Origin of the sequence: Pseudomonas sp. Leaf434, from assembly GCF_001425545.1 — a bacterium.
Taxonomy (GTDB): domain Bacteria; phylum Pseudomonadota; class Gammaproteobacteria; order Pseudomonadales; family Pseudomonadaceae; genus Aquipseudomonas; species Aquipseudomonas siliginis.
Genome location: NZ_LMQZ01000001.1, coordinates 2,425,197 through 2,449,029 on the forward strand (window position 1 = coordinate 2,425,197; position 23,833 = coordinate 2,449,029).

A 23,833-nucleotide genomic window follows, 5' to 3' on the forward strand; every position below is an offset into this window, starting at 1 on the left:
ACGGATGGTTCAAGCGCTGCGCTGCCACAGCGCGTAATACACACGACCGGATTTCTGTTCGCGGTGCAGGCGCCAGTTGCCCGGCAGGCCCAGCGTCGATGGCGCTGTTTCGCTTTCCGTGTAGATCCATGAATCGGCCGCCAGCCATTGGCGCTCTTCCAGCAAAGTACAAACCGCTGGTAACAGGTTCTGGTTGAACGGCGGGTCGAGGAACACCAGATCGAACGGCGTCGCGGCCTGGGTTTCCAGGTAGCGCAGCGCGTCGGCGGTTTGCACCTGGCCGTTGCTGCAACGCAAGGTGCCGAGGTGCTCTTTCAGGCTGGAAACTGCAACGTTGCTGGCGTCCAGCGCCTGGGCCGTGGCCGCGCCTCGGGACAGCGCTTCGAGAAACAGCGCGCCGCTGCCGGCGAACGGGTCGAGCACTTTCGCCCCTTCGACATAGGGCGCGAGCCAGTTGAACAGGGTTTCACGCACGCGATCCGGGGTCGGGCGCAGGCCCGGTGCGTCGGGGAAGCTCAGCTTGCGGCTGCGCCACTGGCCGCCAATGATGCGCAGCTGGTTCACGCCGTTGTGCACGTTTTGCACAGGTTTTTTCGGTGCTCGAGTGGCCATTAATGCTCCGGAACCCCGAGCGGTTGCTCGGCAGGTTTATCAGATGGGGCCGGTAACGGCTTTTGCGGCACGGTCGGGCCAGCGGTGACGATGACCATTTTCTCCGTGCTCAGGTGTTTGTTCAGCGCATCGCGGACCTGCTCTACGGTCAGGCTCTGCGACTGCCGCATGAAATCGTCGAGATAGCTCAGTGGCAGATTATAGAAGCCCATCGCGCCCAATTGGCCAACGATGTCGGCGTTGCTCGCGGTGGACAGCGGGAAGCTGCCGGCCAGTTCGCGCTTGGCATCGTCGAGTTCTTTCTGTGTCGGCCCGGTTTTCAGGTAGTCGGCGAGCACGTCCTGCACCAGTTTCAGGGTGCCTTCGCTCATCTCGGCGCGGGTCTGCAGGTTGATCATGAACGGGCCACGGGCCTGCATCGGGCTGAACGCCGAATACACGCCGTAGGTCAGGCCGCGCTTCTCGCGCACTTCGCTCATCAGGCGCGTACCGAAACCACCGCCGCCGAGGATCTGGTTGCCCAGCGACAGCGCGGCGTAATCCGGATCATCGCGATCGATGCCCAGTTGCGCGAGCATCAGGTTGGTCTGTTTCGACGGAAACTCGATGTGGTTGACGCTGGCTTGCGGTTCCTGCGGCGCAGCGATTTTCGCCAGTGCCGGGCCTTTCGGCAGGGCAGAGGAGACCTGATTGGCGATCGCCTCGGCTTCGGCTCGCGACAAATCACCAACCAGTGCAATCACAGCATTGCCGGCGGCGTAGGCCTTGGCGTGGAACTCGCGCAATTGCGCGACGGTAATCTTCGGCACGCTTTGCGGATTGCCGTCGCTGGAATGCGCGTACGGGTGATCGCCGTACAGACGCTTCATCAGCTCCAGGCTGGCGAGTTTGCCGGGGTTCTGTTTCTGGTATTCGAAACCGGCGAGCAGTTGGTTCTTGATGCGCGCGAAGGAATCGGCGGGGAAGGTCGGTTTGCCGACCACATCGGCGAACAGCTTCAACGCCGGTTCACGCTGCTCAGGTGCGCTCAGGCTGCGCAACGAGGTCAGCGCCATGTCCTTGAACGCACCGTTGCCGAAGTCGGCCCCAAGGCCTTCAAAACCCTGGGCGATAGCGCCGACGTCTTTGCCGGCGATGCCTTCGTTGAGCATGGCGTTGGTCAGCACGGCGAGGCCGGGCGCGTTGCCGTCCTGGCTGCTGCCAGCGGCGAAGATCAGGCGCATGTCGAACATCGGCAACTCATGCGCTTCGACGAACAGCACTTTGGCGCCTTCAGCGGTGTTCCAGGTCTGCACATCGAGCTTGCGGCTGGCCGGGGCCTTGCCATCGAGTTCGGCCAGCGATTGCAATTTCTGGCTGGACTTGGCGTTATCCAGGGCTTCGCTGGCGTGGCTGTCAGCGCCGGGCGACAGATACACAGCCGCCGAGCCGATCACCGCGACAGCAATCAGGCCAAGCAGCATCAGGCGTGGGGGTTTGCGCTCACTCATGAGTCGTCTCCAAAGGCAGGACGTGGGCGACGCTGAGACGTTCGCGGGTGAAATACTTTTTCGCGGCGTTCTGGATGTCTTGTGGGGTCACGCTTTCCAGATCGGCCAGTTCGGTGTCCATCAGCTTCCACGACAGACCGACCGTTTCCAGTTGACCGATCGCGGTGGCCTGGCTGGTGATCGAGTCACGCTCGTAGACCAGGCCGGCGATGACTTGAGCGCGGACGCGTTCCAGCTCTTCGGCAGACGGCGCGGTGGTTTTCAGTTGCTCAAGCAGTTTCCACAGGCCGGCTTCGGCCTGGGCGATGGTCTTTTTCTTCTGCGTATTTGGCGTGGCCGACAGGGTGAACAGGCTGTCACCACGGGTGTAGGCGTCATAGTCCGACGAGCCGCCGGAGACCAGCTCTTCGCCACGTTCCAGCTGCGTCGGGATGCGCCCGCTGTAGCCGCCATCGAGCAGCGCGGAGATCAGGCGCAGGGCGTTGACCGAGCGTTTGTCTTCAGCGGTAGCAATGCTCGGCACGTTGAAGCCAAGCATCAGGCTCGGCAGTTGGGTCTGCACGCGCAGGGTGATCTGGCGTTCGCCGGGCTCGGCCAGTTCCAGCGGTTTTTTCGCCGGTGGCACGTCGCGTTTGGCGACCGGGCCGAAGTAGCGCTGGGCGAGGGTTTTCACTTCGTCCGGAGTGACGTCACCGACCACCACCAGCGTGGCGTTGTTCGGCGCGTACCAGGATTGGTACCAGTGGCGCAGTTCCTCGACTTTCATACGGTCGAGGTCAGCCATCCAGCCGATGGTCGGCGTGTGATAACCGCTGGCCGGGTAGGCCATGGCCTTGTAGCGCTCGTAGGCCTTGGACATCGGCTTGTCATCGGTGCGCAGGCGGCGCTCTTCCTTGATGACTTCGATTTCCTTGGCGAACTCGTCGGCCGGCAGGCGCAGATTGGCCATGCGGTCGGCTTCCAGCTCAAACGCCACGCCGAGACGGTCACGGGCCAGCACCTGGTAATAAGCAGTGAAGTCGTCGCTGGTGAACGCGTTCTCTTCGGCGCCGAGGTCGCGCAGGATCAGCGAGGCTTCGCCGGGGCCGACTTTTTCGCTGCCCTTGAACATCATGTGCTCAAGCGCGTGGGACAGACCGGTCTGCCCCGGAGTCTCGTAGCTGGAGCCGACCTTGTACCAGATCTGCGAAACGACCACCGGCGCACGATGGTCTTCGCGCACGACGACCTTGAGGCCGTTGTCGAGGGTGAATTCATGGGTCGGTTGCGGGTCGGCCGCCAGGGCCGAAAGGGGCAGGCAGACTGCGCTGAGCAGCAGGCCAGCAGCGCGGCGGGCTAGAGCATTCATTCGTTTTTCAACCTGTTGGGCTGCCCGCTTGGTCTTAGCGTCGGCGGGCGAGAGGTAGGGCGTGTCATTGATCATTACCAGTACCGCGCCGGCGCCTGATAGTGTGCAGGGCAAGGCGCGAGGAGTGTGGTTTGGTTGTTCCAAATAAACTCCGAGCAACGCAGCCCTGCACACTATCAGGCCCGGCCCTCCGGGTGGCGCCTGAAAACGGGCCATACTGCGTTGCAGTCCTTGGCAAGGAAAGCACATTCCCTGCGGCCTGCGCCTTGTCTGGCCCGTTTTCAGGCGGCCACGCGGTACTGGTAATGATCAATGACACGCCCTAGGATACTGATCCGTTTTACTGGCGGCCACGCCTATCAGGTTTCGATACCCGGTCAGGCTGTATGGGTTTGTCGCGGATAGCAGCAGTTTTTCATCTGAACTGCGCATTTTCGCCGACGATGCCGCTCCAGTCCTTCGTGTTAATTGAAGTTTGAGGTGCCTTCGGTGCCTCGACAAAATGTTGCGCGTGAACAAGCTGGGTGAAACACAGTCTGTTCTGCATCGAATATTTATTTGCCGGGGCGCCCTGTTGGCGCGTCGCTACCGTGAGATAGCCGTCCTCCATGTTTGGTTCCAACGACGACAAGAAGAGCCCAGCTGCGGCTGGCGAGAAGAAAAGCCTGTTCGGATGGCTGCGGAAAAAACCGCAGGAACCCGTCGTCGAACAGCCGCCCGCGATTCCTGAACCGGCCCCCGCGCCAGCTCCTGTAATAGAAGAAGAGCCGGCGCCGATTGTGCTGCCGATCGCCGAGCCGGTGCTGCAACCGGAGGTTGAAGCCGAGCCGGAAGCGCCCGCCGCTCCCGAACTGCCGCTGACGCCCGCCGCCGAGCCGTGGCTGACCTTGCCGGTGGCAGAAGAGCCGGTGGCCCTGGTTGAAGAAGCGGCGCCACATGTGACGCCGGTGATTCCTGCGCCGGTTGCCGAGGTGGCTGCGCAGCCTGTGCCTGAGCCGGTTGTCGAGCCAGCGCCGGTCATTTCTGAACCCGCCGCCCCGGTTGTCCCGCCGTCGGAGCCTGCACCGATTGCCGCTGCGCCGGTTGTCGCTCCGGTCGTGCCGGTCGAAGTCCCTGTAGAAGCGCCAGTCGAAACCCCGCGCACCGAAGAAACCAAAGCCGGTTTCTTCGCCCGCCTCAAGCAAGGCCTGTCGAAGACCAGCGCCAGCATCGGCGAGGGCATGGCCAGCCTGTTCCTCGGGCGCAAGACCATCGACGATGACCTGCTCGACGACCTCGAAACCCGTCTGCTCACTGCCGACGTCGGCGTTGAAGCCACCACGCAGATCATTCAGCGCCTGACCCAGAAGGTTGCACGCAAGGAACTGGCAGACTCCGACGCCCTGTACAAATCCCTGCAGGCCGAACTGGCCGCAATGCTCAAACCGGTGGAACAGCCACTGAAAATCGCCTCGCAGAACAAGCCGTTCGTGATTCTGGTGGTCGGCGTCAACGGCGCCGGCAAAACCACCACCATCGGCAAACTGGCGAAGAAGCTGCAACTGGAAGGCAAGAAAGTCATGCTGGCCGCTGGTGACACCTTCCGTGCTGCGGCGGTAGAGCAATTGCAGGTCTGGGGCGAGCGCAACAAGATTCCGGTGATCGCTCAGCACACCGGCGCCGATTCCGCTTCGGTGATCTTCGACGCCGTGCAAGCGGCCAAGGCCCGTGGCATCGATGTGCTGATCGCTGACACCGCCGGTCGCCTGCACACCAAAGACAACCTGATGGAAGAGCTGAAAAAGGTTCGCAGGGTGATCGGCAAGCTCGACGCCGACGCGCCGCATGAAGTGCTGTTGGTGCTCGACGCCGGCACTGGCCAGAACGCGATCAACCAGGCCAAGCAGTTCAACCAGACCGTCGAACTGACCGGTCTGGCGCTGACCAAGCTCGACGGCACCGCCAAGGGCGGGGTGATTTTCGCCCTGGCCAAGCAGTTCGGCCTGCCGATTCGCTACATCGGCGTCGGTGAAGGCATCGACGATTTGCGTACCTTTGAAGCCGAACCCTTTGTCCAGGCACTGTTTGCCGAGCGGGAGCGTTCATGATTCGTTTCGAACAGGTCGGTAAACGCTACCCGAACGGTCACGTCGGCTTGCATGAGCTGAGCTTTCGAGTCCGTCGTGGCGAGTTCTTGTTTGTCACCGGCCACTCCGGTGCCGGTAAATCCACGCTGTTGCGCCTGTTGCTGGCAATGGAACGGCCGACCAGCGGCAAATTGCTGCTCGCCGGGCAAGACCTGAGCACCATCAGCAACGCGCAGATTCCATTCCTGCGCCGACAGATCGGCGTGGTGTTCCAGAATCACCAGTTGCTGTTCGATCGCACGGTGTTCAACAACGTCGCCTTGCCGCTGCAGATCCTCGGCCTGTCCAAGGTCGAGATCGCCAAGCGCGTCGATTCGGCGCTGGAACGCGTGGCGCTGTCGGACAAATCCGATCTGTACCCGGGCGATCTGTCCACCGGTCAGCAACAGCGCGTCGGCATTGCCCGCGCCATCGTCCATCGCCCGGCCTTGCTGCTGGCGGACGAACCGACCGGTAACCTCGACCCGCGTCTGGCCGCCGAAATCATGGGTGTGTTCGAAGACATCAACCGTCTGGGCACCAGCGTGCTGATCGCCAGTCACGATCTGGCACTGATCGCGCGCATGCGTCATCGCATGCTGACCCTGCAACGCGGCCGCCTGATCGGCGACGGGGAGGCCGGGGTATGAGTGCGACACGCAGTCCGAAGGTTTCCGAGCGCGTGGCCCCGAAGGCCGCCGATCCGCAACCGCAGAAAAAGAAAAAGCACGACGATGACGACGGCCCGGACTTCGCCACGCTGTTTAGCGCCTGGATCGAAAGCCATCGCGCCAGCCTGCTCGACAGCCTGCGCCGTCTCGGCAAACAGCCGATCGGCAGCTTCTTCACCTGCATGGTGATGGCCGTGGCGTTGAGTCTGCCGATGGGGCTGTCGCTGTTGCTCAATAACGTCGAACGTCTCGGCGGTTCCTGGCAGCGCGCGGCGCAGATTTCACTGTACCTGCAACTCGACGCCAGCCCGGAGCAAGGCGAAGCGCTGCGTGAGCAGATCAAAGGCATGCCCGGGGTAGCTGATGCCGAATATGTCGGCCGCGATCAGGCGCTGGAAGAATTCCAGCAGCAGTCCGGCCTGGGCGAAGCCCTGCGTGAGCTGCCTGACAACCCGTTGCCGGGTGTGGTGCTGGTGACACCGAACGAAGTCGACAAGCCGACACTCGAAGCATTAAGACAAAAACTTTCCGAGCTGCCGAAGGTACAACAGGCGCAACTTGATCTAGTCTGGGTCGAGCGTCTGGCCGCCATCCTCAAGCTTGGTGACCGCTTTGTCTTCGGTCTGACGGTGTTGTTGGTGTCTGCATTACTTTTGGTGATAGGCAATACCATTCGTCTTCATATTGAAAACCGCCGCACCGAGATAGAAGTGATTAAACTCGTCGGCGGCACTGACAGTTATGTGCGCCGCCCTTTCCTTTATATGGGCGCGTTGTATGGCTTCGGTGCAGGGCTGTTGTCCTGGGGCGTATTGGCGTTCGGCCTCAACTGGCTGAACGATGCGGTGGTCGGACTGGCCGGCTTGTACGGCAGTGATTTCGCCCTGGCCGGTGTGCCAGTGGCCGACGGTCTGTCGCTCTTGCTTGGCGCGGTGCTGTTGGGTTATATCGGTGCATGGATTGCAGTCGCACGTCATCTCAGGGAGCTGGCGCCGAAGTAGAATCTTTTTTGCGCGTGATTGACCTTGCGGTTTTTATGGGAACTTGTACCTGAGTTCCCGGTCAATTTTTCGCAGTGCCGAGAGGCACGAGTATGTGAGTGGGAGGTTTTTTCGTATGACCAATTCTTTGCAACCTGCGTATGCATTGGTTCCGGGTGCGAACCTGGAAGCCTACGTGCACACCGTCAACAGCATTCCATTGCTGACGCCGGAGCAGGAGCGTGAACTGGCCGAGAGTCTCTACTATGAGCAGGATTTGGGGGCGGCTCGGCAGATGGTGCTCGCCCACCTGCGTTTTGTCGTACACATTGCCCGTAGCTATTCCGGCTACGGTCTGGCTCAGGCTGACCTGATCCAGGAAGGTAACGTCGGCCTGATGAAGGCCGTCAAGCGCTTCAACCCGGAAATGGGCGTGCGTCTGGTGTCGTTCGCCGTGCACTGGATCAAGGCGGAAATTCACGAGTTCATCCTGCGCAACTGGCGCATTGTGAAAGTCGCGACCACCAAGGCCCAGCGCAAGCTGTTCTTCAACCTGCGCAGCCAGAAGAAGCGCCTGGCGTGGCTGAATAACGAGGAAGTCCACCGTGTGGCGGAAAGCCTTGGCGTCGAACCACGTGAAGTGCGCGAGATGGAAAGTCGTCTGACCGGTCACGACATGGCCTTCGACCCGGCTGCCGAAGCCGACGACGACAGTGCTTTCCAGTCTCCGGCCAACTACCTGGAAGACCACCGGTACGACCCGGCGCGTCAACTGGAAGATGCCGACTGGAGCGACAACTCCAACACCAACCTGCACGAAGCACTGGAAGTGCTGGACGAGCGCAGCCGTGACATCCTCTACCAGCGCTGGCTGGCGGAAGAGAAAGCCACGCTGCACGATCTGGCGCAGAAGTACAACGTGTCGGCCGAGCGAATCCGTCAGCTCGAAAAGAGCGCGATGAACAAGCTCAAGTTGTCGATCGCCGCTTAACTGGCGAATCCGCAATAAAAAACGCCCCGATCAGCGATGATCGGGGCGTTTTCATTTCTGTTTCAACACAAATCCCTGTGGGAGCGAGCCCGCTCGCGAAAGCGGTTTATCAGTGCCATCAATGCAAGCTGACACACCGCTTTCGCGAGCAGGCTCGCTCCCACATTGGAATTTCGGTGTTATTCAGCCCAAGGCGCCCGCCGCGAATCGTTCAGCCCGAGCAAGTAACTGTCCCCGCCCAACTGACTCATCTGCTGCCGAATCCACCCAGCCCGGCGCGATACATAACCGGTCGGATGACTCGCGCTCCACACCCGTGGATTGGGCAGTACGGCAGCCAGATAACTCGCCTGCTGGCGCGACAACGACTTTGCGCTCACACCAAAGTGATGGCGGGCCGCCGCTTCAGCGCCAAATACGCCGTCATCCCACTCGACGCTGTTCAGGTACACCTCGAGAATTCGCTGCTTGGGCCAGAACACCTCGATCAGCGCGGTAAACCACGCCTCCAGGCCTTTGCGCAGATAACTGCGGCCCGACCACAGAAAGAGGTTTTTCGACACCTGTTGGCTCAAGGTGCTGGCACCGCGAATCGAACCGCCCAGTTCGTTGTGGGCCAGAGCAGCCTGAATCGCGCGCAGATCGAAACCCCAGTGCTCAGGGAATTTCTGGTCTTCGCCGGCAATCACCGCCACTTTCAGGTCATCGGAGATCTCGTTCCACGGTTTCCAGCTGCGCTGCAGGTCAATCGGCTCGCCGTCGACCCAGGATTCGACCTTGCGCTCGACCATCAACGCCGTGCCCGGCGGTGGCACAAAGCGAAACACCAGCACCAGCAAGACACTGCCGCCGGCGAACCAGAGCAGGGCCTTCGTGAGACGACGGAAAATTGAACGCAGCATAGAGATGGCTTGGCCGAACCCGTGGAGCGGGCCATTATACAGACCCTGCCGATGGCGTCTGACTGGAGTTCCCCATGCTGCGTGGCTTTTTGATGCTGGCCGCTTTTTTCGGATTCACCGGTGTTGCGCTGGGCGCGTTTGCCGCCCACGGCCTGAAAAACCGCCTGACGCCGGAATACCTGACGATCTTCCACACTGGCGTCACCTACCAACTGGTGCACACGCTCGCACTGTTCGGCGTTGCGCTGCTGGCCACGCAGATTCCAGGGCGGCTGGTCACTTGGGCCGGCGTGTCCTTCACCGTCGGCATTGTGTTGTTCTCCGGCAGCCTGTATCTGCTGACCACCACCGGCATCAGCAAGCTCGGCATCATTACCCCTTTTGGTGGCCTCGCGTTTCTCATCGGTTGGGTTTGCCTCGGCCTCGCCGCCTGGCGCTTGCAGCTAACCGCTTGACGCTTGGTACTGACCTTTAGGTCATGATCGGGCTAGAATGCCAGCCCCTAAAAATGATGGCGGCGTTGTGCATGCGCATTCAGTTGAACGGTGAGTCCTTTGAACTGCCCGACGGTGAAACCGTTGCGGACCTGATCACCCGTCTGGATCTGGCCGGACGTCGGGTGGCGGTCGAGCTCAATCTGGACATCGTCCCGCGCAGCCAGCATGCCGACACCACGTTGAACGACGGCGACAACGTCGAAGTGGTCCACGCCATCGGCGGCGGCTGATTGTCCCGGCCCGCAAGGGCACAGAATTCTGCAAGACCCTCACCCTTAAAGAGGATTCCCCATGAGCATCGTTCGTAGCGACAAGCCTTTTGTGCTGGCCGGTCGTACTTACCAGTCGCGTTTGCTGGTCGGTACCGGCAAGTACCGTGACATGGAAGAAACCCGCCAGGCCATCGAAGCCTCGGGTGCCGAAATCGTCACCTTCGCCGTGCGCCGCACCAACCTGGGCCAGATCGAAGGCGAGCCGAACCTGCTCGAAGTGCTGTCGCCAGATCGCTACACCTTCCTGCCGAACACCGCCGGTTGCTACGACGCTATCGAAGCCGTGCGCACCTGCCGCTTGGCGCGTGAGCTGCTCGATGGCCACAATCTGGTGAAGCTGGAAGTGCTGGCCGACCAGAAAACCCTGTTCCCCAACGTGATCGAAACCCTCAAGGCCGCCGAAACCCTGGTCAAGGAAGGCTTCGACGTGATGGTCTACACCAGCGATGACCCGATCATCGCCCGGCAACTGGCGGAAATCGGCTGCATCGCCGTGATGCCGCTGGCCGGTCTGATCGGCTCCGGTCTGGGTATCTGCAATCCGTACAACCTGCAGATCATCCTCGAAGAAGCCAGGATCCCGGTGCTGGTGGATGCGGGTGTCGGTACCGCTTCCGACGCGACCATCGCCATGGAACTGGGTTGCGACGCCGTACTGATGAACTCGGCCATCGCCCACGCCCAGCAACCGGTCATGATGGCGCAAGCCATGCAGCACGCCATCGTTGCCGGTCGCCTGGCGTACCTCGCCGGTCGCATGCCGAAAAAACTCTATGCCAGCGCCTCTTCGCCGCTGGATGGTCTGATCAAGTAAGAGCCATTGATGACTGAATCGAACGACACGCCTGTCCAGCCGGACGAAGGCGACGAGCGCCAACACCGCCGCATCAAGAGTTTCGTGATGCGCGCCGGGCGCATGACCGAAGGCCAGCAACGCGGCCTGGATCAGGGCGCGCCTCTGTATGTGCTGCCGCTGGCCGATGCACCGGTCGATTACGACCAGGTGTTCGGCCGCTCGGCGCCGCGCTCGCTGGAAATCGGTTTCGGCATGGGCCACTCGCTGCTGGAAATGGCCGCGGCCGCTCCAGAGCAGGATTTCATCGGTGTTGAAGTACACCGTCCGGGTGTCGGCGCGCTGCTCAATGGCGTGCTGACCCAAGGGCTGACCAACCTGCGGGTCTACGATTGTGACGCGATCGAAGTGCTCAACCGCTGCATCGCCGACAACAGCCTCGATCGCCTGATGCTGTTCTTCCCGGATCCGTGGCACAAGAGCCGCCACCACAAGCGCCGCATCGTCCAGGCCTCGTTCGCCGAACTGGTGCGCAGCAAGTTGAAGGTTGGCGGCGTTCTGCACATGGCCACCGACTGGGAGCCTTACGCCGAGTACATGCTGGAAGTGATGAGCGTCGCCCCGGGGTACCGCAACCTTGCCGAAGACGGCAAATGCGTCCCGCGCCCGGCCGAACGCCCGATCACCAAGTTCGAACGCCGTGGCGAACGACTTGGCCATGGCGTGTGGGATCTGAAGTTCGAAAAGATCGCTTAAGCATCACGCAAAAAAAACTGTGGGAGCGAGCCTGCTTGCGAAAGCGGTCTGACGTTCAACGATGATGTTGGATGTCAAGACGCCTTCGCGAGCAGGCTCGCTCCCACAATTGTTTTGTGTATGAGGAGATTACAGGGGGGCAAGAAATCGAGCGGGCACCTGCTCTGTCAACCAGACGCCATTTTCGGCCTGATAGAACTTGAAGCCCTGTTCTTCCATCTGCTTCGCGGCAACCTTCAGAACGACTGGCGTTCCGTAGCGTTGACCCACGGCCGACGCGGTGGCGATCTCGTCGGACAGATGCACCTGATGGCGTTGTCCTGGAATCAAGCCTTGTTCGTGGATCGAGTCGAGAAAACGCGTCGCTGTTCCGTGGTAGAGCGTTTGCGGTGGCTGTTTCTGCTCGAATTGCAGATCAACGCTTTTCGTCGAGTGGCCTTGAACAGCGCGTATACAGTGGCCATCAGCGGAAATCGTAAAACGCTTCTTGTCACTGCTGGTCACGACGTTTTCAATCAGCTCACGACTTAAATGCCTGCCATCACGCGCCGCGCCGCTGATCAGTGCGTCGATATTTGCCCAGCCATCCGAATCCAGCGTAAGACCAATCGCCTGAGGCTCGTGACGCAACACGAAGCTAAGAAATTTGCTCGTCTCATCCAGTTGTTTTTTACTCATGAACTTCCCTTTCATTGCGATCAACTGTGGGAGCGAGCCTGCTCGCGAAAGCGGTCTGACGATCAACGATGATGTTGGATGTCAAGACGCCTTCGCGAGCAGGCTCGCTCCCACATTTTGTTTTGGGGTGTTTGCGGGGTCAGCGGCGATCAGCAACCACACCGATCAACACCAGCACTACCAGCAGCACCGGCGCCAGGCTGTAGTTGTTGAACTGGCTCAGGCCTTTGATCACCCATGGCGTGGCGTAGATCAGCGCGGCGCCGCTGCCGATCAGGCAGAGCAGGGCCATCAGGGGCACGCGCAGGGCGCCGGCGATGCTGCCCAGGCGTTGCTCGACCCAGCCTTTGAAGTCAGCGCCGAACAGCACCAGCAGGCAACCGACCAGCGCCAAAGCGATTTCCGAGAGATTGCTGCGGCTCCAGCGGGAGACGGTGGCCAGCAGGTCGAGTATCAAATCCATGCGTTTTCCCTTTGAGCTGAAGTCAGTTCAGAAATTGTTGCAGCAAATCGTTGAGGAACAGTTGGCCGCGTTCGGTCGCCGCCAGGCGTGACGGTTCGACCTGCAACAGGCCGCTTTGTTCGGCTTCGCGCCGGCCTTCGGCGAGGGTGTCCAGCGACAGGCCGGTGCGCTCCGGATACAGGCGCGATTCGACCCCGGCAGTCAGGCGCAGGGCGTTCATCAGGAACTCGAACGGCATCTCGTCATTGCTCAGCGATTTCTCGCCGGCCTGAAAGCTTTTCGCCGGGTTCAGATAATCCTTCGGCAGGCGGGTTTTCCATGTGCGCACGATGCGCCCGTCCGGGTGGCTCAGCTTGCCATGGGCGCCGGCGCCGATGCCGATGAAGTCGCCGAAGCTCCAGTAATTGAGGTTATGCCGCGCCGGTCGACCGGCCTGGGCATACGCCGACACTTCGTACTGCGCGTAACCGTGCTCGGCCAGCAGCGCCTGACCGGCTTCCTGAATGTCCCACAGGGTGTCGTCTTCCGGCAGCACTGGCGGCTGATTCCAGAACACCGTATTGGGCTCCAGCGTCAGTTGATACCAGGAAATGTGCGTCGGTTTCAGCGCAATGGCCTGGCGCAGATCGCTCAGGGCATCGTCCAGCGACTGATCGGGCAAACCGTGCATCAAGTCCAGGTTGAAGTTATCGAACCCGGCCTGTCGCGCCATGCCCGCCGCACGCACGGCTTCGTCACCGTTGTGGATGCGGCCAAGGGCCTCAAGCTTCTCCTGCTGAAAGCTCTGGATACCGATCGATAGCCGATTGATCCCCAGCTTGCGATAGGCGACAAACTTCTCCTGCTCGAAGGTGCCCGGGTTGGCTTCCAGGGTGATTTCGATGTCGGCGGCGAACGGGATGCGCTGCTCGACACCCTTCAACAAACGCCCGAGGGCTTCGGCGCTGAACAGGCTCGGCGTCCCGCCACCGAAGAAAATCGAGGTCAGCTCACGGCCATACACCGCATGCAGATCCTGATCGAGATCGGCCAGCAGCGCGTCGACGTATTCCTGCTCCGGCAGCACCGGGCTGGCGGTGTGCGAGTTGAAATCGCAATACGGGCATTTGCGTACACACCACGGAATGTGGATGTACAGCGCCAGGGGCGGCAGGGTTGGCAGCGGCGCCCGAGGCGAGGACGCGGCGCCGCCGATAATCAGCGACGACGCGGAAGAATCAGTGGTCATTTCAAGCCCAGACGCTGGCGCAGCAGATCCATTGCACGGGCGCGGTGGCTGATCTGGTTCTTGTCGGCCGGGCTCAGTTCGGCGCTGGAGCAGTCGCGCTCCGGCACCCAGAACAGTGGGTCATAACCGAAGCCGTGCTCGCCGCTGGCAGCGGTGAGGATGCGCCCGTGCCACAGGCCTTCGCAGAGAATCGGCAGCGGATCATCGGCGTGGCGCACCAGTGCCAATACGCAGACGAACTGCGCGCCGCGCTCGGCTTGCGGTACGTCCTTCAGCGCATCGAGCAGTTTGGCGTTGTTCGCCGCATCGCCCTGGCCGTCGGCGTAACGCGCCGAGTAGATACCCGGCGCACCGCCAAGGAAATCCACCGCCAGCCCGGAATCATCGGCCAGTGCCGGCAGCCCGGAAATACGCGCGGCGTTGCGCGCCTTGAGAATCGCGTTCTCGACGAACGACAGGCCGGTTTCTTCCGGCTCGACCTTGCTCCATTCGCCAATCGAGCGCAGTTGCACCGAGTCGCCGAGCATGGCCTGAAGTTCTTTGAGTTTGCCGGCGTTATGGCTGGCCAGTACGAGCTGCTTGATGTTCATCATTCGCCGGGAAAGAGTTCTTGGTTGAAGTTGATGGTGTTGATCTTGTCGCCGTTCTGCACCTTGATTTCAAAGGTGCGGGTTTCCTGCTGCGGCACCGGGTACTGGGCGATGTAGTAGATCGCGCCCTGTTCGGTGACCTGGCGGAATTTCAGCGGCACGCTGTTGCTGGTCAGGTCCTTGACCGTGCCGGTGACGCTGGCGATCACCGGTTTGCCGTCCTTGACCACCGAAACATTGATCACGCCCTGGTTCTTGCTGCGGATCAGCTCGGCGGCCTTGGCGATGTCCGGTTGCAGGAACGTCGAGTTGAAGGTGTTGTAGTGCACCGTAATGTCGCCGAAGGTTTCCTTGCGCTCACCTTTGATGACGTCCGCCGCCATGGTGCTGGCGCTCAGGCAGGCGGTGAATAACAGCAACGCTAGACGGCTCATGTTCGTGCTCCTTCAAATGCCCTGGCTCAGACCGCGACTCGGGCGTCCGCCAACTGCGGACTGCTGACGCGGTAGATACCGATTTCACCTAACAGATTAGGCCATAGCTTACTGGCCCACCCGTGGCGGTGCTGTTGATCCACGGCAAGCCGATCAATGACCTTGGCGTCACGTTCGCGGCACAGCTCTTCGAAATCCTCGAAGGTGCAGAAGTGAATGTTCGGCGTGTTGTACCAGGTGTAAGGCAGGAATTCCGAGACCGGCATGCGGCCCTTGCTCGCCAGGTACCAGCGGCAGCGCCAGTGGCCGAAGTTGGGGAAGGTGATGATGCACTGACGGCCGACCCGGAGCATTTCGTCGAGGATCTTGTCCGGGTAATGCACCGCTTGCAGGGCCTGGGTCATGACGACGATGTCGAAACTGTTGCTGGCAAAATTGCCCAGGCCTTTGTCCAGATCCTGCTCGATGACGTTGATGCCCTTGGCCACGCACTCGGCGATGTTGTCGGCGTCGTTTTCCAGGCCATAACCGGTGACGTTCTTGTTGTCGCGCAGCCAGGTCAGCAGCTCGCCGTCACCGCAACCCAGGTCGAGGACGCGGCTGCCGGCGGGGATCCATTCCTGGATGATTTCCAGATCAGCTCTCATGGCTTTCTCACAACGAAATGCGGTTCATGTAATTGCCGAACGCCTGCAAGTAACGCGGGATCGGAATCAGGAAGGCGTCGTGGCCCTGCGGTGCGTCAATTTCCAGATAACTGACGTCCTTGCGCGCGGCCATCAGCGCATCCACCAGTTCCCGCGAGCGCGCCGGGGAGAAGCGCCAGTCGGTGGTGAACGACATCACGCAGAACTTGGCCGTGGCGTTTTCGAAGGTTTTCGCCAGATCATCGTCGAAGTTCGCCGCCGGATCGAAGTAGTCCAGCGCTTTGGTCATCAACAGATAAGTGTTGGCATCGAAGCGCCCGGAGAACTCTTCGCCCTGATAACGCAGGTAGCTTTCGACCTGGAACTCGACACTGTGGAAGTCGTAGTTGAGCTTTTCGCTCTTCAGGCCACGGCCGAATTTCTCACCCATGGAGTCGTCGGACAGATAGGTAATGTGCCCGACCATGCGCGCCAGCATCAGCCCGCGCTTGGGGATCACGCCGGCTTCCTGGAACGAACCACCGTGGAATTCCGGATCGGTGAGGATCGCCTGGCGCGCGACTTCGTTGAAGGCGATGTTCTGCGCCGACAGTTTTGGTGCCGAGGCGATGGCCAGGCAGTGCCGCACGCGATCGGGGTAGGTGATGGTCCACTGCAACGCCTGCATGCCGCCGAGGCTGCCGCCGATCACCGCTGCCCACTGGCCGATGCCGAGCAGGTCAGCCAGACGCGCCTGGCTGTGCACCCAGTCTTCCACGGTGAGCACCGGGAAATCGGCGCCGAACGGCTTGTCGGTCTCCGGGTTGATACTGCTCGGGCCGGTGGAGCCGTTGCAGCCGCCGAGGTTGTTCAGGCTGACCACGTAGAACTTGTTGGTGTCGATCGGCTTGCCGGGGCCGATGCAGCTGTCCCACCAACCGGGCTTGCGGTCGTCGACGCTGTGATAACCAGCGGCGTGATGATGACCGGACAGCGCGTGGCAGATCAGCACAGCGTTGCTCGCCTGGGCGTTCAGCGTGCCGTAGGTTTCATAAATCAGGTCATAAGCGGCCAGCGAACGGCCACAGGCCAGCGTCAGCGGTCCGCTGAAATGCGCGGTTTGCGGCGTTACCAGACCAACAGAATCGGCGGGAAAGGCAGTTGGCATCGACCCTGCTCTCGTTGAAATGAGGCGTAAGTCTAAAGACCGGGGGGGTTAGCGGCAAGCAACGATCAGGTCCGGCGTTTTCGCTTCGGACCGAGGTGCAGCCATTCGCGAGCAGGCTCGCTCCCACAGTTGAAATGCATTCCAATGTGGGAGCGAGCCTGCTCGCGAAAAAGGCGACTCGGTCAGTCAGACCGAACGCACTGGCTTACATCAGCAAACGCAGAATCTCCGGCATCATCGTCATCGCCGCCAGATTGTTGATCACCAGCATGTCGATCAATTTCAGCGCAAGGAAGGCGAAGATCGGCGACAGGTCCAGACCGCCGAGGTTCGGCAGGAAGCGGCGGAACGGTGCCAGCGCCGGTTCGCAGATCTGGTTGACCAGCTCAGCGCCCGGATTGTGGCTGCCCGGTGCGACCCACGACAGAATCACGCTGATGATCAGAGCGAAGAAGAAGATCTTCAGGAACAGTGCAGTGACGCCGATCAGCGACCAGATCAACAGTTGCAGCGGGTTGCCGGTGGTGCCGTAGGTCAGCAGCAGGGTCAGCGCCATCAGCAGCAGTTGCACCAGAATCGCCAGCACCAGCGACGACATGTCGAGGCCGAAAAGGCTTGGGATGATCCGGCGCAAAGGCTTGAGCAGCGGCTGAGTGGCCTTGACCACGAACTGGCACAGCGGGTTGTAGAAGTTCGCCCGCACCAGTTGCAGGACGAAGCGCAGCAGCACGATCAGCAGGTACAGGCTGCCGAGGGTTTGCAGCACGTAAACCGCTGCGGTGTTCAATCCGATCATGTAAGGCTCCTTTATTTGCCCAGTTGTTCGGCCATTTCGGCCGAGCGGTGCGCGGCGGCGCCGAGTGCGGTTTCAACCAGCGCTTCGAAGCCGCCAGCCTGGAATGATTTGATCGCTGCTTCCGTGGTGCCGTTTGGCGAGGTCACGCGGCGACGCAATTCGGCGGCGTCGACATCGCTGGACACCGCCATGTGCGCGGCGCCCAGAGCAGTCTGCACGGTCAGTTGCTCAGCGATCTCTTGTGGCAGGCCAAGTTTGACGCCGGCGGCGGTCATCGCTTCGATCAGCAGGAAGAAGTACGCCGGGCCGGAGCCGGACACTGCGGTGACTGCGTCCAGTTGCTGTTCTTCTTCCAGCCACAGGGCGATGCCGACGGCGGACAGCAGCTCTTCGGCTTGCTGACGCTGCTCGGCGGTTACTTCGCTGGTCGCGTACAAACCGCTGACACCCTGACGCAGCAGCGCCGGGGTGTTCGGCATGCAGCGCACGATTGGCTGTTCGCCGAGCCACGCGGTCATGCTCGCGCAGGTAATGCCGGCGGCGATCGACACCACCAGTTGATTCGGTTTCAGGCTTGGGCGAATCGCCTCGCACACGGCTTTCATCGCCTGTGGCTTGACCGCCAGCACGATGACATCGACGCCGTCGATGGCCTGGGCGTTGTCACCGAAGGTTTCGATGCCGTGTTCGGCGCTGACCTTGGCACGGGTGTCTTCGCCCGGGTCGCTGGCGCGGATCTGCGCCGCTTCCAGACCTTTGGCGCGCAAGCCGCCAATCAGACTGGCCGCCATGTTGCCCGCACCGATAAACGCAATACGTGTGTTGCTCATGTGTGGTCCTTATCTGGAAACGTTCAAGACTGGGAATAATCTCTGGCGCCAAACAGCGCGGTACCGATCCGCACCCAGGTGGCGCCTTGGGCAATGGCCGACTCGAGGTCGTGGCTCATGCCCATGGACAGTGTGTCGAGCGGCAGAGCGAGGCTCGCCTGCAATGTCTGCACGGCGGCGAAGGCAGCGTCCTGTTCAGCGCGCTCTTCGGTCGGCTCGGGAATCGCCATCAGTCCGCGCAATTTCAGCCGGGGCAGGGCGCTGATGGCCTCGGCCAGCGCCGGCAGATCGGTCGGGGTGCAACCGGATTTGCTCGCTTCGCCGCTGACATTGACTTGAATGCAGATGTTCAGGGGCGGCAGTTCGGCCGGGCGCTGCTCGGACAGGCGTTGGGCAATTTTCAGACGATCCACGGAGTGCACCCAGTCGAAATGCTCGGCAATCGCGCGAGTCTTGTTCGATTGAATGGGGCCTATGAAGTGCCAGATCAAGGGCAGGTCGGCCAGCTCTAGCTGTTTGCCCAAGGCTTCCTGCAAGTAGTTCTCGCCGAAGTCGCGCAGCCCGGCGGCATAGGCTTCACGCAGGGCCTGGGCGGGTTTGGTCTTGCTCACGGCGAGCAAATGGATGCTGTTTTCGTCGCGGTGCGCAGCTTTCGCCGCTGCCTGGATGCGCGAACTAACCTGAAGGATGTTGTCTGCTATCGTGGACATCAAGAGGCGCCGGCGGTCTGTAGGTTCGCGGCATTCTACTGGAATTGAGGGACGCTATGGATATCACTGAACTGCTGGCCTTCAGCGCCAAACAGGGCGCTTCCGACCTGCACCTGTCGGCCGGCCTGCCGCCGATGATCCGTGTCGATGGCGACGTGCGACGGATCAATCTGCCGGCGCTGGATCACAAGCAAGTGCACGAGCTGATCTACGACATCATGAACGACACCCAGCGCATCGAATTCGAGAAAAATCTGGAAACGGATTTTTCCTTCGATGTACCCGGCGTGGCGCGCTTTCGGGTCAACGCATTCAACCAGAACCGTGGCGCCGGCGCCGTGTTCCGCACCATTCCGTCGAAAGTGCTGAGCATGGAAGACCTCGCCATGGGCGATGTTTTTCGCAAGATCACCGACGCGCCGCGCGGGCTGGTGCTGGTCACCGGGCCGACCGGCTCCGGCAAATCGACCACGCTGGCGGCGATGATCGATTACCTCAACACCCATCGCCATCACCACATCCTCACCATTGAGGACCCCATCGAGTTCGTCCATGAATCGCGCAAATGCCTGATCAATCAGCGCGAAGTCCATCGCGATACGCGCAGCTTCGCCACCGCACTGCGTTCGGCGCTGCGTGAAGACCCGGACGTGATTCTGGTCGGCGAAATGCGTGATCTGGAAACCATTCGCCTGGCGCTGACCGCCGCCGAGACCGGGCATCTGGTGTTCGGCACCCTGCACACGACCTCGGCGGCGAAGACCATCGACCGCGTGGTCGACGTGTTTCCCGGCGACGAGAAGTCGATGGTCCGTTCGATGCTGTCGGAGTCGTTGCTGGCGGTGGTGTCGCAGACGTTGATCAAGAAGATCGGCGGCGGGCGGGTGGCGGCGCATGAAATCATGCTCGGGACATCGGCGATTCGTAACCTGATCCGCGAGGACAAGGTGGCGCAGATGTATTCGGCGATTCAGACCGGCGGTTCGTTGGGGATGCAGACACTCGATATGTGCCTGAAGGATCTGGTGACCAAGGGCCTGATCAGCCGCGAGCATGCGCGAGAGAAAGCGCGTACGCCGGATAATTTTTGAGGGAGTGATCGTTCCCACGCTCTGCGTGGGAATGCAGCCCGGGACGCTCTGCGTCCCTGCCGAAGCGGACGCGGAGCGTCCATTGAGTCATTCCCACGCGGAGCGTGGGAACGATCGGCATGGTGTTAGCGCTGGACTACGCGCATCTGCTGTTGTTCTTTCGGCAACACGCGTTTGGCGACGACGTAATGCTTTTCCCAGTACGGCTTGTTCAGCGTGTCAATGCTCACCGCTTTGCCCCGGCGCGGGGCGTGGATGAAGCGGTCGTTGCCCAGGTAGATGGCAACGTGATTGACCCGACGGCTCTTGATGTTGAAGAAAATCAGATCGCCCGGCTTCAGATCCTTGCGCTCGACTTTCTCGCCGTGACCGCTGGCCATGGCGTTGGAGGTGCGTGGCAGGTCGAACGTAGCGTCGTTGAACGCGTATTTCACCAGGCCGCTGCAATCGAAGCCTTTACTTGGGCTGCTGCCGCCCCAACGATAAGGTGTACCGAGGACGTTTACCGCACGGCTCAGCACATTGCTGCTTTCCTTGCTCGCCATCGGTGGCACCAGCTTGCTGCGGCTCTTGCTGCTCAGCGTGGTGGTCTTGCTCTTGCTGCTTTTGCTCGAGGGAGCCGAAGCATGGGATTTAGGGGTGAAGCCGTTGACGTTGGGAAGACGTTGCTCACGATTGGTGGCGTGGGCGGCCAGTGGCATTAATAGGCAAATAGTCAGCCATGTCTTGAAAAATGGTCGCATTAGGCGTGGCTCATAAGTGATAGCGCGCAACTTTATAACAGCTTTTTTTGCCGTTCCGAGGCCGTTCATCGATTCATTCCGCCGGCTACGGAACCAAAAACGCTCAAAAAGTACGCAATTGTCCGACAGAAGTCAGGTTCTACAAGGGTTTCGCGCTAGCAACGGTAACATTTGCCATACGTCGGCCACCTGTAAAAAAGTCACAAAGAAATGAAGAATATTTATCTATCGAGTGCAATGAGGTCTTAATGAACAGCTATCAGCTACCCCGCGTGAAAGAAAAAGACACTCACAGCAAAGTCATCGGCTACCTGCTGTGGATTTTCGGATTCACTGGCGCGCACCGCTTTTACTACGGCAAACCGGTGACCGGGACGATCTGGTTCTTCACCTTCGGTTTGCTGGGGATTGGCTGGCTGATCGACCTGTTTCTGATCCCGGCGATGGATCGCGAAGCGGATTTGCGCTTTGCTGCCGGGCCGATCGAGTACAACGTCGCGTGGATTCTGCTGACCTTTCTCGGTGTGTTCGGCGTACACCGCATGTACCAGGGCAAATGGATCAGCGGCTTGCTGTATCTGCTGACCGGCGGGTTGTTCTTTATTGGCGTGCTGTATGACTTCTGGACGCTGAACGATCAGGTGTCGGTGCGCAACGCGCAGAATCGCGGCGCCATCCAGTAAGCTTTCGCGAGCAGGCTCGCTCCCACAGGAATCACCGCAATACCTGTGGGAGCGAGCCTGCTCGCGAAGGGGTCAACTGGCTATCAAGCCTGGTGCGTAATCCGCCCATCCACCAGCGTATAGCGCACCACGCCCGGCAGACTGTGGCCGATGAACGGGCAGTTCTCGCCCTTCGACAGCCAGTGTTCACCGGCCACCGTCGAAGACTTCGGATCGAACAGCACGATATCCGCCGCGCCGCCTACCGCCAGTTTGCCCGCCGGCAGGCGCAGCGCTTCGGCCGGGCCTGCGCTCAACCGAGCCAATAGCGTCGGCAAGTCGAGCAAACCATCCTCAACCAGCGTCATCGCCAGCGGCAGCAGCAACTCAACACTGCTGATGCCCGGCTCGGTGGCGCCGAACGGGGCCAGTTTGGCGTCGCGCTCGTGGGGCTGGTGATGGCTGGAAATGGCCGAGACCACCCCGGACTTCACAGCTTCACGCAGGCCATCGCGATCGGCGCGGGTGCGCAGCGGCGGTTGCACGTGATAGAGGCTGTTGAAGTCGATCAGCGCTTCGTCAGTCAGGATCAGCTGATACAGCGCTACATCGGCGGTGACTTTCAGGCCACGGGCCTGCGCTTGGGCAATCAGGGCAACACCGCGCGCACTGGTCAACTGGCTGAAATGCGCACGCACGCCGGTCTGCTCGACCAGCAGCAGATCGCGAGCCAGCGCCACGGTTTCGGCGGTTTCCGGGATGCCCGGCAGGCCAAGGAAACTGGCGACCGCGCCTTCGTGGGCCAGACCGCCCTCGGCCAGATCGTGATCCTGCGAGTTGAAGATCACCGTCAGGTCGAAAGTCGCCGCATATTCCAGCGCCCGGCACAGGGTGCGGCTGTTGCGAAAGCTTTCCAGACCGTTGCCGAACGCCACGCAACCGGCGTCGCGCAGGGCGACCAGCTCGGCCAATTGCTCGCCGTCGAGGCCTTTGCTCAGGGCGCCGATCGGAAACACCTTGGTGTTGCCGGCCTCGCGGGCGCGGTCGAGGATCAGTTCGGCGACGGCCGAGGTGTCGAGCACCGGTCTGGTCTTCGGTGGGCAGCACAGGCTGGTCACGCCACCGGCAGCGGCGGCGCGGGTTTCGCTGACGATCGAGCCTTTGCGGCTGTAGCCCGGCTCGCGCAGGGCGACGTTGAGGTCGACCAGGCCAGGCGCGGCGACCAGGCCTTGGGCATCGATGGTTTCCACTGCGTTGAAACCGGCCGGTGCGGCGCCGAGGGCGACGATCTTGCAGGCTTCAACGTGGATGTCGGTGATTTGATCCAGGCCGCTGCTGGGATCGATGACGCGTGCGCCGAGGATGCTGAGCTTCACCGGGCGTTCTCCTGCTCGAATTGACGTTGCGCAGTCTGCCCGCTCATGGCCATGGACAGCACAGCCATACGAATCGCGATGCCGTAGGTCACTTGATTGAGGATCACCGAGTGCGGGCCGTCGGCCACCGCCGACTCGATCTCCACGCCACGGTTGATCGGCCCCGGGTGCATGACGATGCAATCGGGTTTGGCCCCGGCCAGACGTGCGGTGGTCAGGCCGAACAGGCGGTAGAATTCGCCTTCGCTGGGCAGCAGGCCGCCGGTCATGCGCTCGCGCTGCAGGCGCAGCATGATCACCACGTCGACGTCTTTCAGGCCTTCAGCCATGTCGGTGTAGACCTTGACGCCGTATTGCTCGATGCCGATCGGCAGCAGGGTTTTCGGCGCGATCACGCGGATATCCGGGCAGCCGAGGGTTTTCAGCGCGAGCATGTTCGAGCGCGCCACCCGCGAATGCAGGATGTCGCCGACGATCGCCACCGAGAGGTTTTCGAAACCGCCCTTGTGCCGACGGATGGTGAGCATGTCGAGCATGCCTTGGGTCGGGTGCGCATGCCGGCCGTCGCCGCCGTTGATGATCGCCACCTGCGGGCAGACATGCTCGGCGATGAAGTGCGCCGCGCCCGAGTCGCCGTGGCGCACGACGAACATGTCGGCAGCCATCGCTTCAAGGTTGCGCAGGGTATCGAGCAGCGTTTCGCCCTTGCTCGCCGACGATGTCGACACGTTCAGGGTGATCACGTCCGCCGACAGCCGCTGGGCCGCCAGTTCAAACGTGGTGCGGGTGCGCGTGGAGTTTTCGAAGAACACATTGCACACGGTCTTGCCACGCAGCAACGGGACTTTCTTCACCGCCCGGGCACCGACTTCAAGGAACGAGTCGGCAGTGTCGAGGATTTCCGTCAGCAACTCGCGGCGCAGGCCGTCGAGCGAGAGGAAGTGGCGCAGCTGGCCCTGATCATTGAGCTGCAGCGGGCGCTTGGTATCTAGAGGCGTCATCGCGAGGGGGACTCTCAATA

28 protein-coding genes are annotated in these 23,833 nt (G+C 61.3%); 10 read left to right on the forward strand and 18 right to left on the reverse strand.

All coding sequences use genetic code 11. The features are described from left to right. Positions 1-9: 9 nt before the first annotated feature. From rsmD to ASG55_RS10835, 4 genes are all read right to left on the reverse strand, one after another. The gene (gene rsmD / locus ASG55_RS10820) at positions 10-612 is read right to left on the reverse strand and encodes a 16S rRNA (guanine(966)-N(2))-methyltransferase RsmD (RefSeq protein WP_041476826.1); all 603 of its coding nucleotides are present in this window, start codon (positions 610-612) and stop codon (positions 10-12) included. Beyond that, positions 612-2,102 (reverse strand): M16 family metallopeptidase, encoded by a 1,491-nt coding sequence (locus ASG55_RS10825; protein ID WP_056786349.1) that lies wholly within the window; start codon positions 2,100-2,102, stop codon positions 612-614. Before ASG55_RS10825 ends, rsmD begins: the two co-directional genes overlap by 1 nt. Continuing rightward, positions 2,095-3,450 carry a M16 family metallopeptidase gene (locus ASG55_RS10830; protein ID WP_041476824.1) on the reverse strand — a complete coding sequence of 452 codons (1,356 nt, stop codon included), beginning with the start codon at positions 3,448-3,450 and terminating at the stop codon, positions 2,095-2,097. The genes ASG55_RS10825 and ASG55_RS10830 overlap by 8 nt, the downstream gene beginning before the upstream one ends. Positions 3,451-3,865: 415 nt before the next feature. After that, positions 3,866-4,060, reverse strand: coding sequence for a hypothetical protein (locus ASG55_RS10835; RefSeq protein WP_056786354.1), 195 nt, complete (start codon positions 4,058-4,060; stop codon positions 3,866-3,868). Here ASG55_RS10835 and ftsY point away from each other — a divergent pair. From ftsY to rpoH, 4 genes are all read left to right on the forward strand, one after another. After that, the gene (ftsY, locus tag ASG55_RS10840) at positions 4,059-5,537 is read left to right on the forward strand and encodes a signal recognition particle-docking protein FtsY (RefSeq protein ID WP_056786356.1); all 1,479 of its coding nucleotides are present in this window, start codon (positions 4,059-4,061) and stop codon (positions 5,535-5,537) included. The two genes, ASG55_RS10835 and ftsY, sit on opposite strands and share 2 nt — an antisense overlap. Continuing rightward, a complete protein-coding gene (ftsE, locus tag ASG55_RS10845) occupies positions 5,534-6,205 on the forward strand; it encodes a cell division ATP-binding protein FtsE (RefSeq protein ID WP_016772715.1) in 672 nt (223 codons plus the stop codon). Before ftsY ends, ftsE begins: the two co-directional genes overlap by 4 nt. After that, the gene (ftsX, locus tag ASG55_RS10850) at positions 6,202-7,227 is read left to right on the forward strand and encodes a permease-like cell division protein FtsX (RefSeq protein ID WP_056786359.1); all 1,026 of its coding nucleotides are present in this window, start codon (positions 6,202-6,204) and stop codon (positions 7,225-7,227) included. Before ftsE ends, ftsX begins: the two co-directional genes overlap by 4 nt. A 115-nt stretch (positions 7,228-7,342) precedes the next feature. Beyond that, entirely contained in the window at positions 7,343-8,197 is an 855-nt protein-coding gene (gene rpoH, locus ASG55_RS10855; RefSeq protein ID WP_016772717.1) for an RNA polymerase sigma factor RpoH, read from the forward strand. 179 nt (positions 8,198-8,376) lie between these two features. Here rpoH and mtgA read toward each other — a convergent pair whose 3' ends face one another. Further along, positions 8,377-9,099 (reverse strand): monofunctional biosynthetic peptidoglycan transglycosylase, encoded by a 723-nt coding sequence (gene mtgA / locus ASG55_RS10860; protein WP_056786362.1) that lies wholly within the window; start codon positions 9,097-9,099, stop codon positions 8,377-8,379. Positions 9,100-9,173: 74 nt separating this feature from the next. Here mtgA and ASG55_RS10865 point away from each other — a divergent pair, with 74 nt between their 5' ends. The 4 genes from ASG55_RS10865 (at position 9,174) to trmB (ending at position 11,417) form a co-directional block, all read left to right on the forward strand. Then, positions 9,174-9,554, forward strand: coding sequence for a DUF423 domain-containing protein (locus tag ASG55_RS10865; RefSeq protein WP_056786365.1), 381 nt, complete (start codon positions 9,174-9,176; stop codon positions 9,552-9,554). Positions 9,555-9,625: 71 nt separating this feature from the next. Continuing rightward, complete coding sequence (gene thiS, locus ASG55_RS10870) at positions 9,626-9,826, forward strand: sulfur carrier protein ThiS (RefSeq protein WP_056786870.1); 201 nt, start codon at positions 9,626-9,628, stop codon at positions 9,824-9,826. A gap of 61 nt (positions 9,827-9,887) precedes the next feature. After that, a complete protein-coding gene (locus ASG55_RS10875; protein ID WP_041476820.1) occupies positions 9,888-10,682 on the forward strand; it encodes a thiazole synthase in 795 nt (264 codons plus the stop codon). 9 nt (positions 10,683-10,691) lie between these two features. Further along, positions 10,692-11,417: a tRNA (guanosine(46)-N7)-methyltransferase TrmB gene (gene trmB / locus ASG55_RS10880; protein WP_056786368.1), complete on the forward strand. Its 726-nt coding sequence runs from the start codon at positions 10,692-10,694 to the stop codon at positions 11,415-11,417. A 129-nt stretch (positions 11,418-11,546) separates the two neighbouring features. Here trmB and ASG55_RS10885 read toward each other — a convergent pair whose 3' ends face one another. The 10 genes from ASG55_RS10885 to ASG55_RS10930 all read right to left on the reverse strand — a co-directional run bounded on the left by ASG55_RS10885 (position 11,547) and on the right by ASG55_RS10930 (position 18,940). Next, on the reverse strand, positions 11,547-12,095 hold the full coding sequence (locus ASG55_RS10885; RefSeq protein ID WP_056786371.1) for an RNA 2'-phosphotransferase: 549 nt from the start codon (positions 12,093-12,095) through the stop codon (positions 11,547-11,549). Positions 12,096-12,234: 139 nt separating this feature from the next. After that, entirely contained in the window at positions 12,235-12,558 is a 324-nt protein-coding gene (locus tag ASG55_RS10890; protein ID WP_008083808.1) for a DUF3392 domain-containing protein, read from the reverse strand. Positions 12,559-12,580: 22 nt separating this feature from the next. Then, positions 12,581-13,786 (reverse strand): radical SAM family heme chaperone HemW, encoded by a 1,206-nt coding sequence (gene hemW / locus ASG55_RS10895; RefSeq protein WP_056786374.1) that lies wholly within the window; start codon positions 13,784-13,786, stop codon positions 12,581-12,583. Next, positions 13,783-14,379, reverse strand: coding sequence for an RdgB/HAM1 family non-canonical purine NTP pyrophosphatase (gene rdgB / locus ASG55_RS10900; RefSeq protein WP_024014661.1), 597 nt, complete (start codon positions 14,377-14,379; stop codon positions 13,783-13,785). The genes hemW and rdgB overlap by 4 nt, the downstream gene beginning before the upstream one ends. Continuing rightward, positions 14,376-14,810, reverse strand: a complete 435-nt coding sequence (locus tag ASG55_RS10905; protein WP_056786377.1) for a DUF4426 domain-containing protein — start codon at positions 14,808-14,810, stop codon at positions 14,376-14,378. Before ASG55_RS10905 ends, rdgB begins: the two co-directional genes overlap by 4 nt. A gap of 26 nt (positions 14,811-14,836) precedes the next feature. Beyond that, positions 14,837-15,457, reverse strand: coding sequence for a methionine biosynthesis protein MetW (gene metW, locus ASG55_RS10910; protein WP_056786380.1), 621 nt, complete (start codon positions 15,455-15,457; stop codon positions 14,837-14,839). A 7-nt stretch (positions 15,458-15,464) separates the two neighbouring features. Further along, the gene (gene metX, locus ASG55_RS10915) at positions 15,465-16,604 is read right to left on the reverse strand and encodes a homoserine O-succinyltransferase MetX (RefSeq protein ID WP_056786381.1); all 1,140 of its coding nucleotides are present in this window, start codon (positions 16,602-16,604) and stop codon (positions 15,465-15,467) included. A gap of 205 nt (positions 16,605-16,809) precedes the next feature. Further along, on the reverse strand, positions 16,810-17,400 hold the full coding sequence (locus ASG55_RS10920; protein WP_039757546.1) for a YggT family protein: 591 nt from the start codon (positions 17,398-17,400) through the stop codon (positions 16,810-16,812). A gap of 11 nt (positions 17,401-17,411) precedes the next feature. After that, on the reverse strand, positions 17,412-18,230 hold the full coding sequence (gene proC, locus ASG55_RS10925) for a pyrroline-5-carboxylate reductase (protein WP_056786384.1): 819 nt from the start codon (positions 18,228-18,230) through the stop codon (positions 17,412-17,414). A 23-nt stretch (positions 18,231-18,253) separates the two neighbouring features. Continuing rightward, complete coding sequence (locus ASG55_RS10930) at positions 18,254-18,940, reverse strand: YggS family pyridoxal phosphate-dependent enzyme (protein ID WP_056786387.1); 687 nt, start codon at positions 18,938-18,940, stop codon at positions 18,254-18,256. Between the two features lie 56 nt (positions 18,941-18,996). Here ASG55_RS10930 and ASG55_RS10935 point away from each other — a divergent pair, with 56 nt between their 5' ends. Then, positions 18,997-20,031 carry a type IV pilus twitching motility protein PilT gene (locus ASG55_RS10935; RefSeq protein ID WP_041476813.1) on the forward strand — a complete coding sequence of 345 codons (1,035 nt, stop codon included), beginning with the start codon at positions 18,997-18,999 and terminating at the stop codon, positions 20,029-20,031. Positions 20,032-20,156: 125 nt separating this feature from the next. Here ASG55_RS10935 and ASG55_RS10940 read toward each other — a convergent pair whose 3' ends face one another. Continuing rightward, on the reverse strand, positions 20,157-20,774 hold the full coding sequence (locus ASG55_RS10940; RefSeq protein WP_016772733.1) for a C40 family peptidase: 618 nt from the start codon (positions 20,772-20,774) through the stop codon (positions 20,157-20,159). Positions 20,775-21,022: 248 nt separating this feature from the next. Between ASG55_RS10940 and ASG55_RS10945 the strand changes: the two genes are divergently transcribed. Continuing rightward, positions 21,023-21,457 (forward strand): NINE protein, encoded by a 435-nt coding sequence (locus ASG55_RS10945; protein ID WP_056786390.1) that lies wholly within the window; start codon positions 21,023-21,025, stop codon positions 21,455-21,457. An 83-nt stretch (positions 21,458-21,540) separates the two neighbouring features. Here ASG55_RS10945 and ASG55_RS10950 read toward each other — a convergent pair whose 3' ends face one another. Beyond that, a complete protein-coding gene (locus ASG55_RS10950; protein ID WP_056786393.1) occupies positions 21,541-22,812 on the reverse strand; it encodes a dihydroorotase in 1,272 nt (423 codons plus the stop codon). Continuing rightward, positions 22,809-23,813, reverse strand: coding sequence for an aspartate carbamoyltransferase catalytic subunit (locus ASG55_RS10955; protein ID WP_056786396.1), 1,005 nt, complete (start codon positions 23,811-23,813; stop codon positions 22,809-22,811). The genes ASG55_RS10950 and ASG55_RS10955 overlap by 4 nt, the downstream gene beginning before the upstream one ends. Positions 23,814-23,833 lie beyond the last annotated feature (20 nt).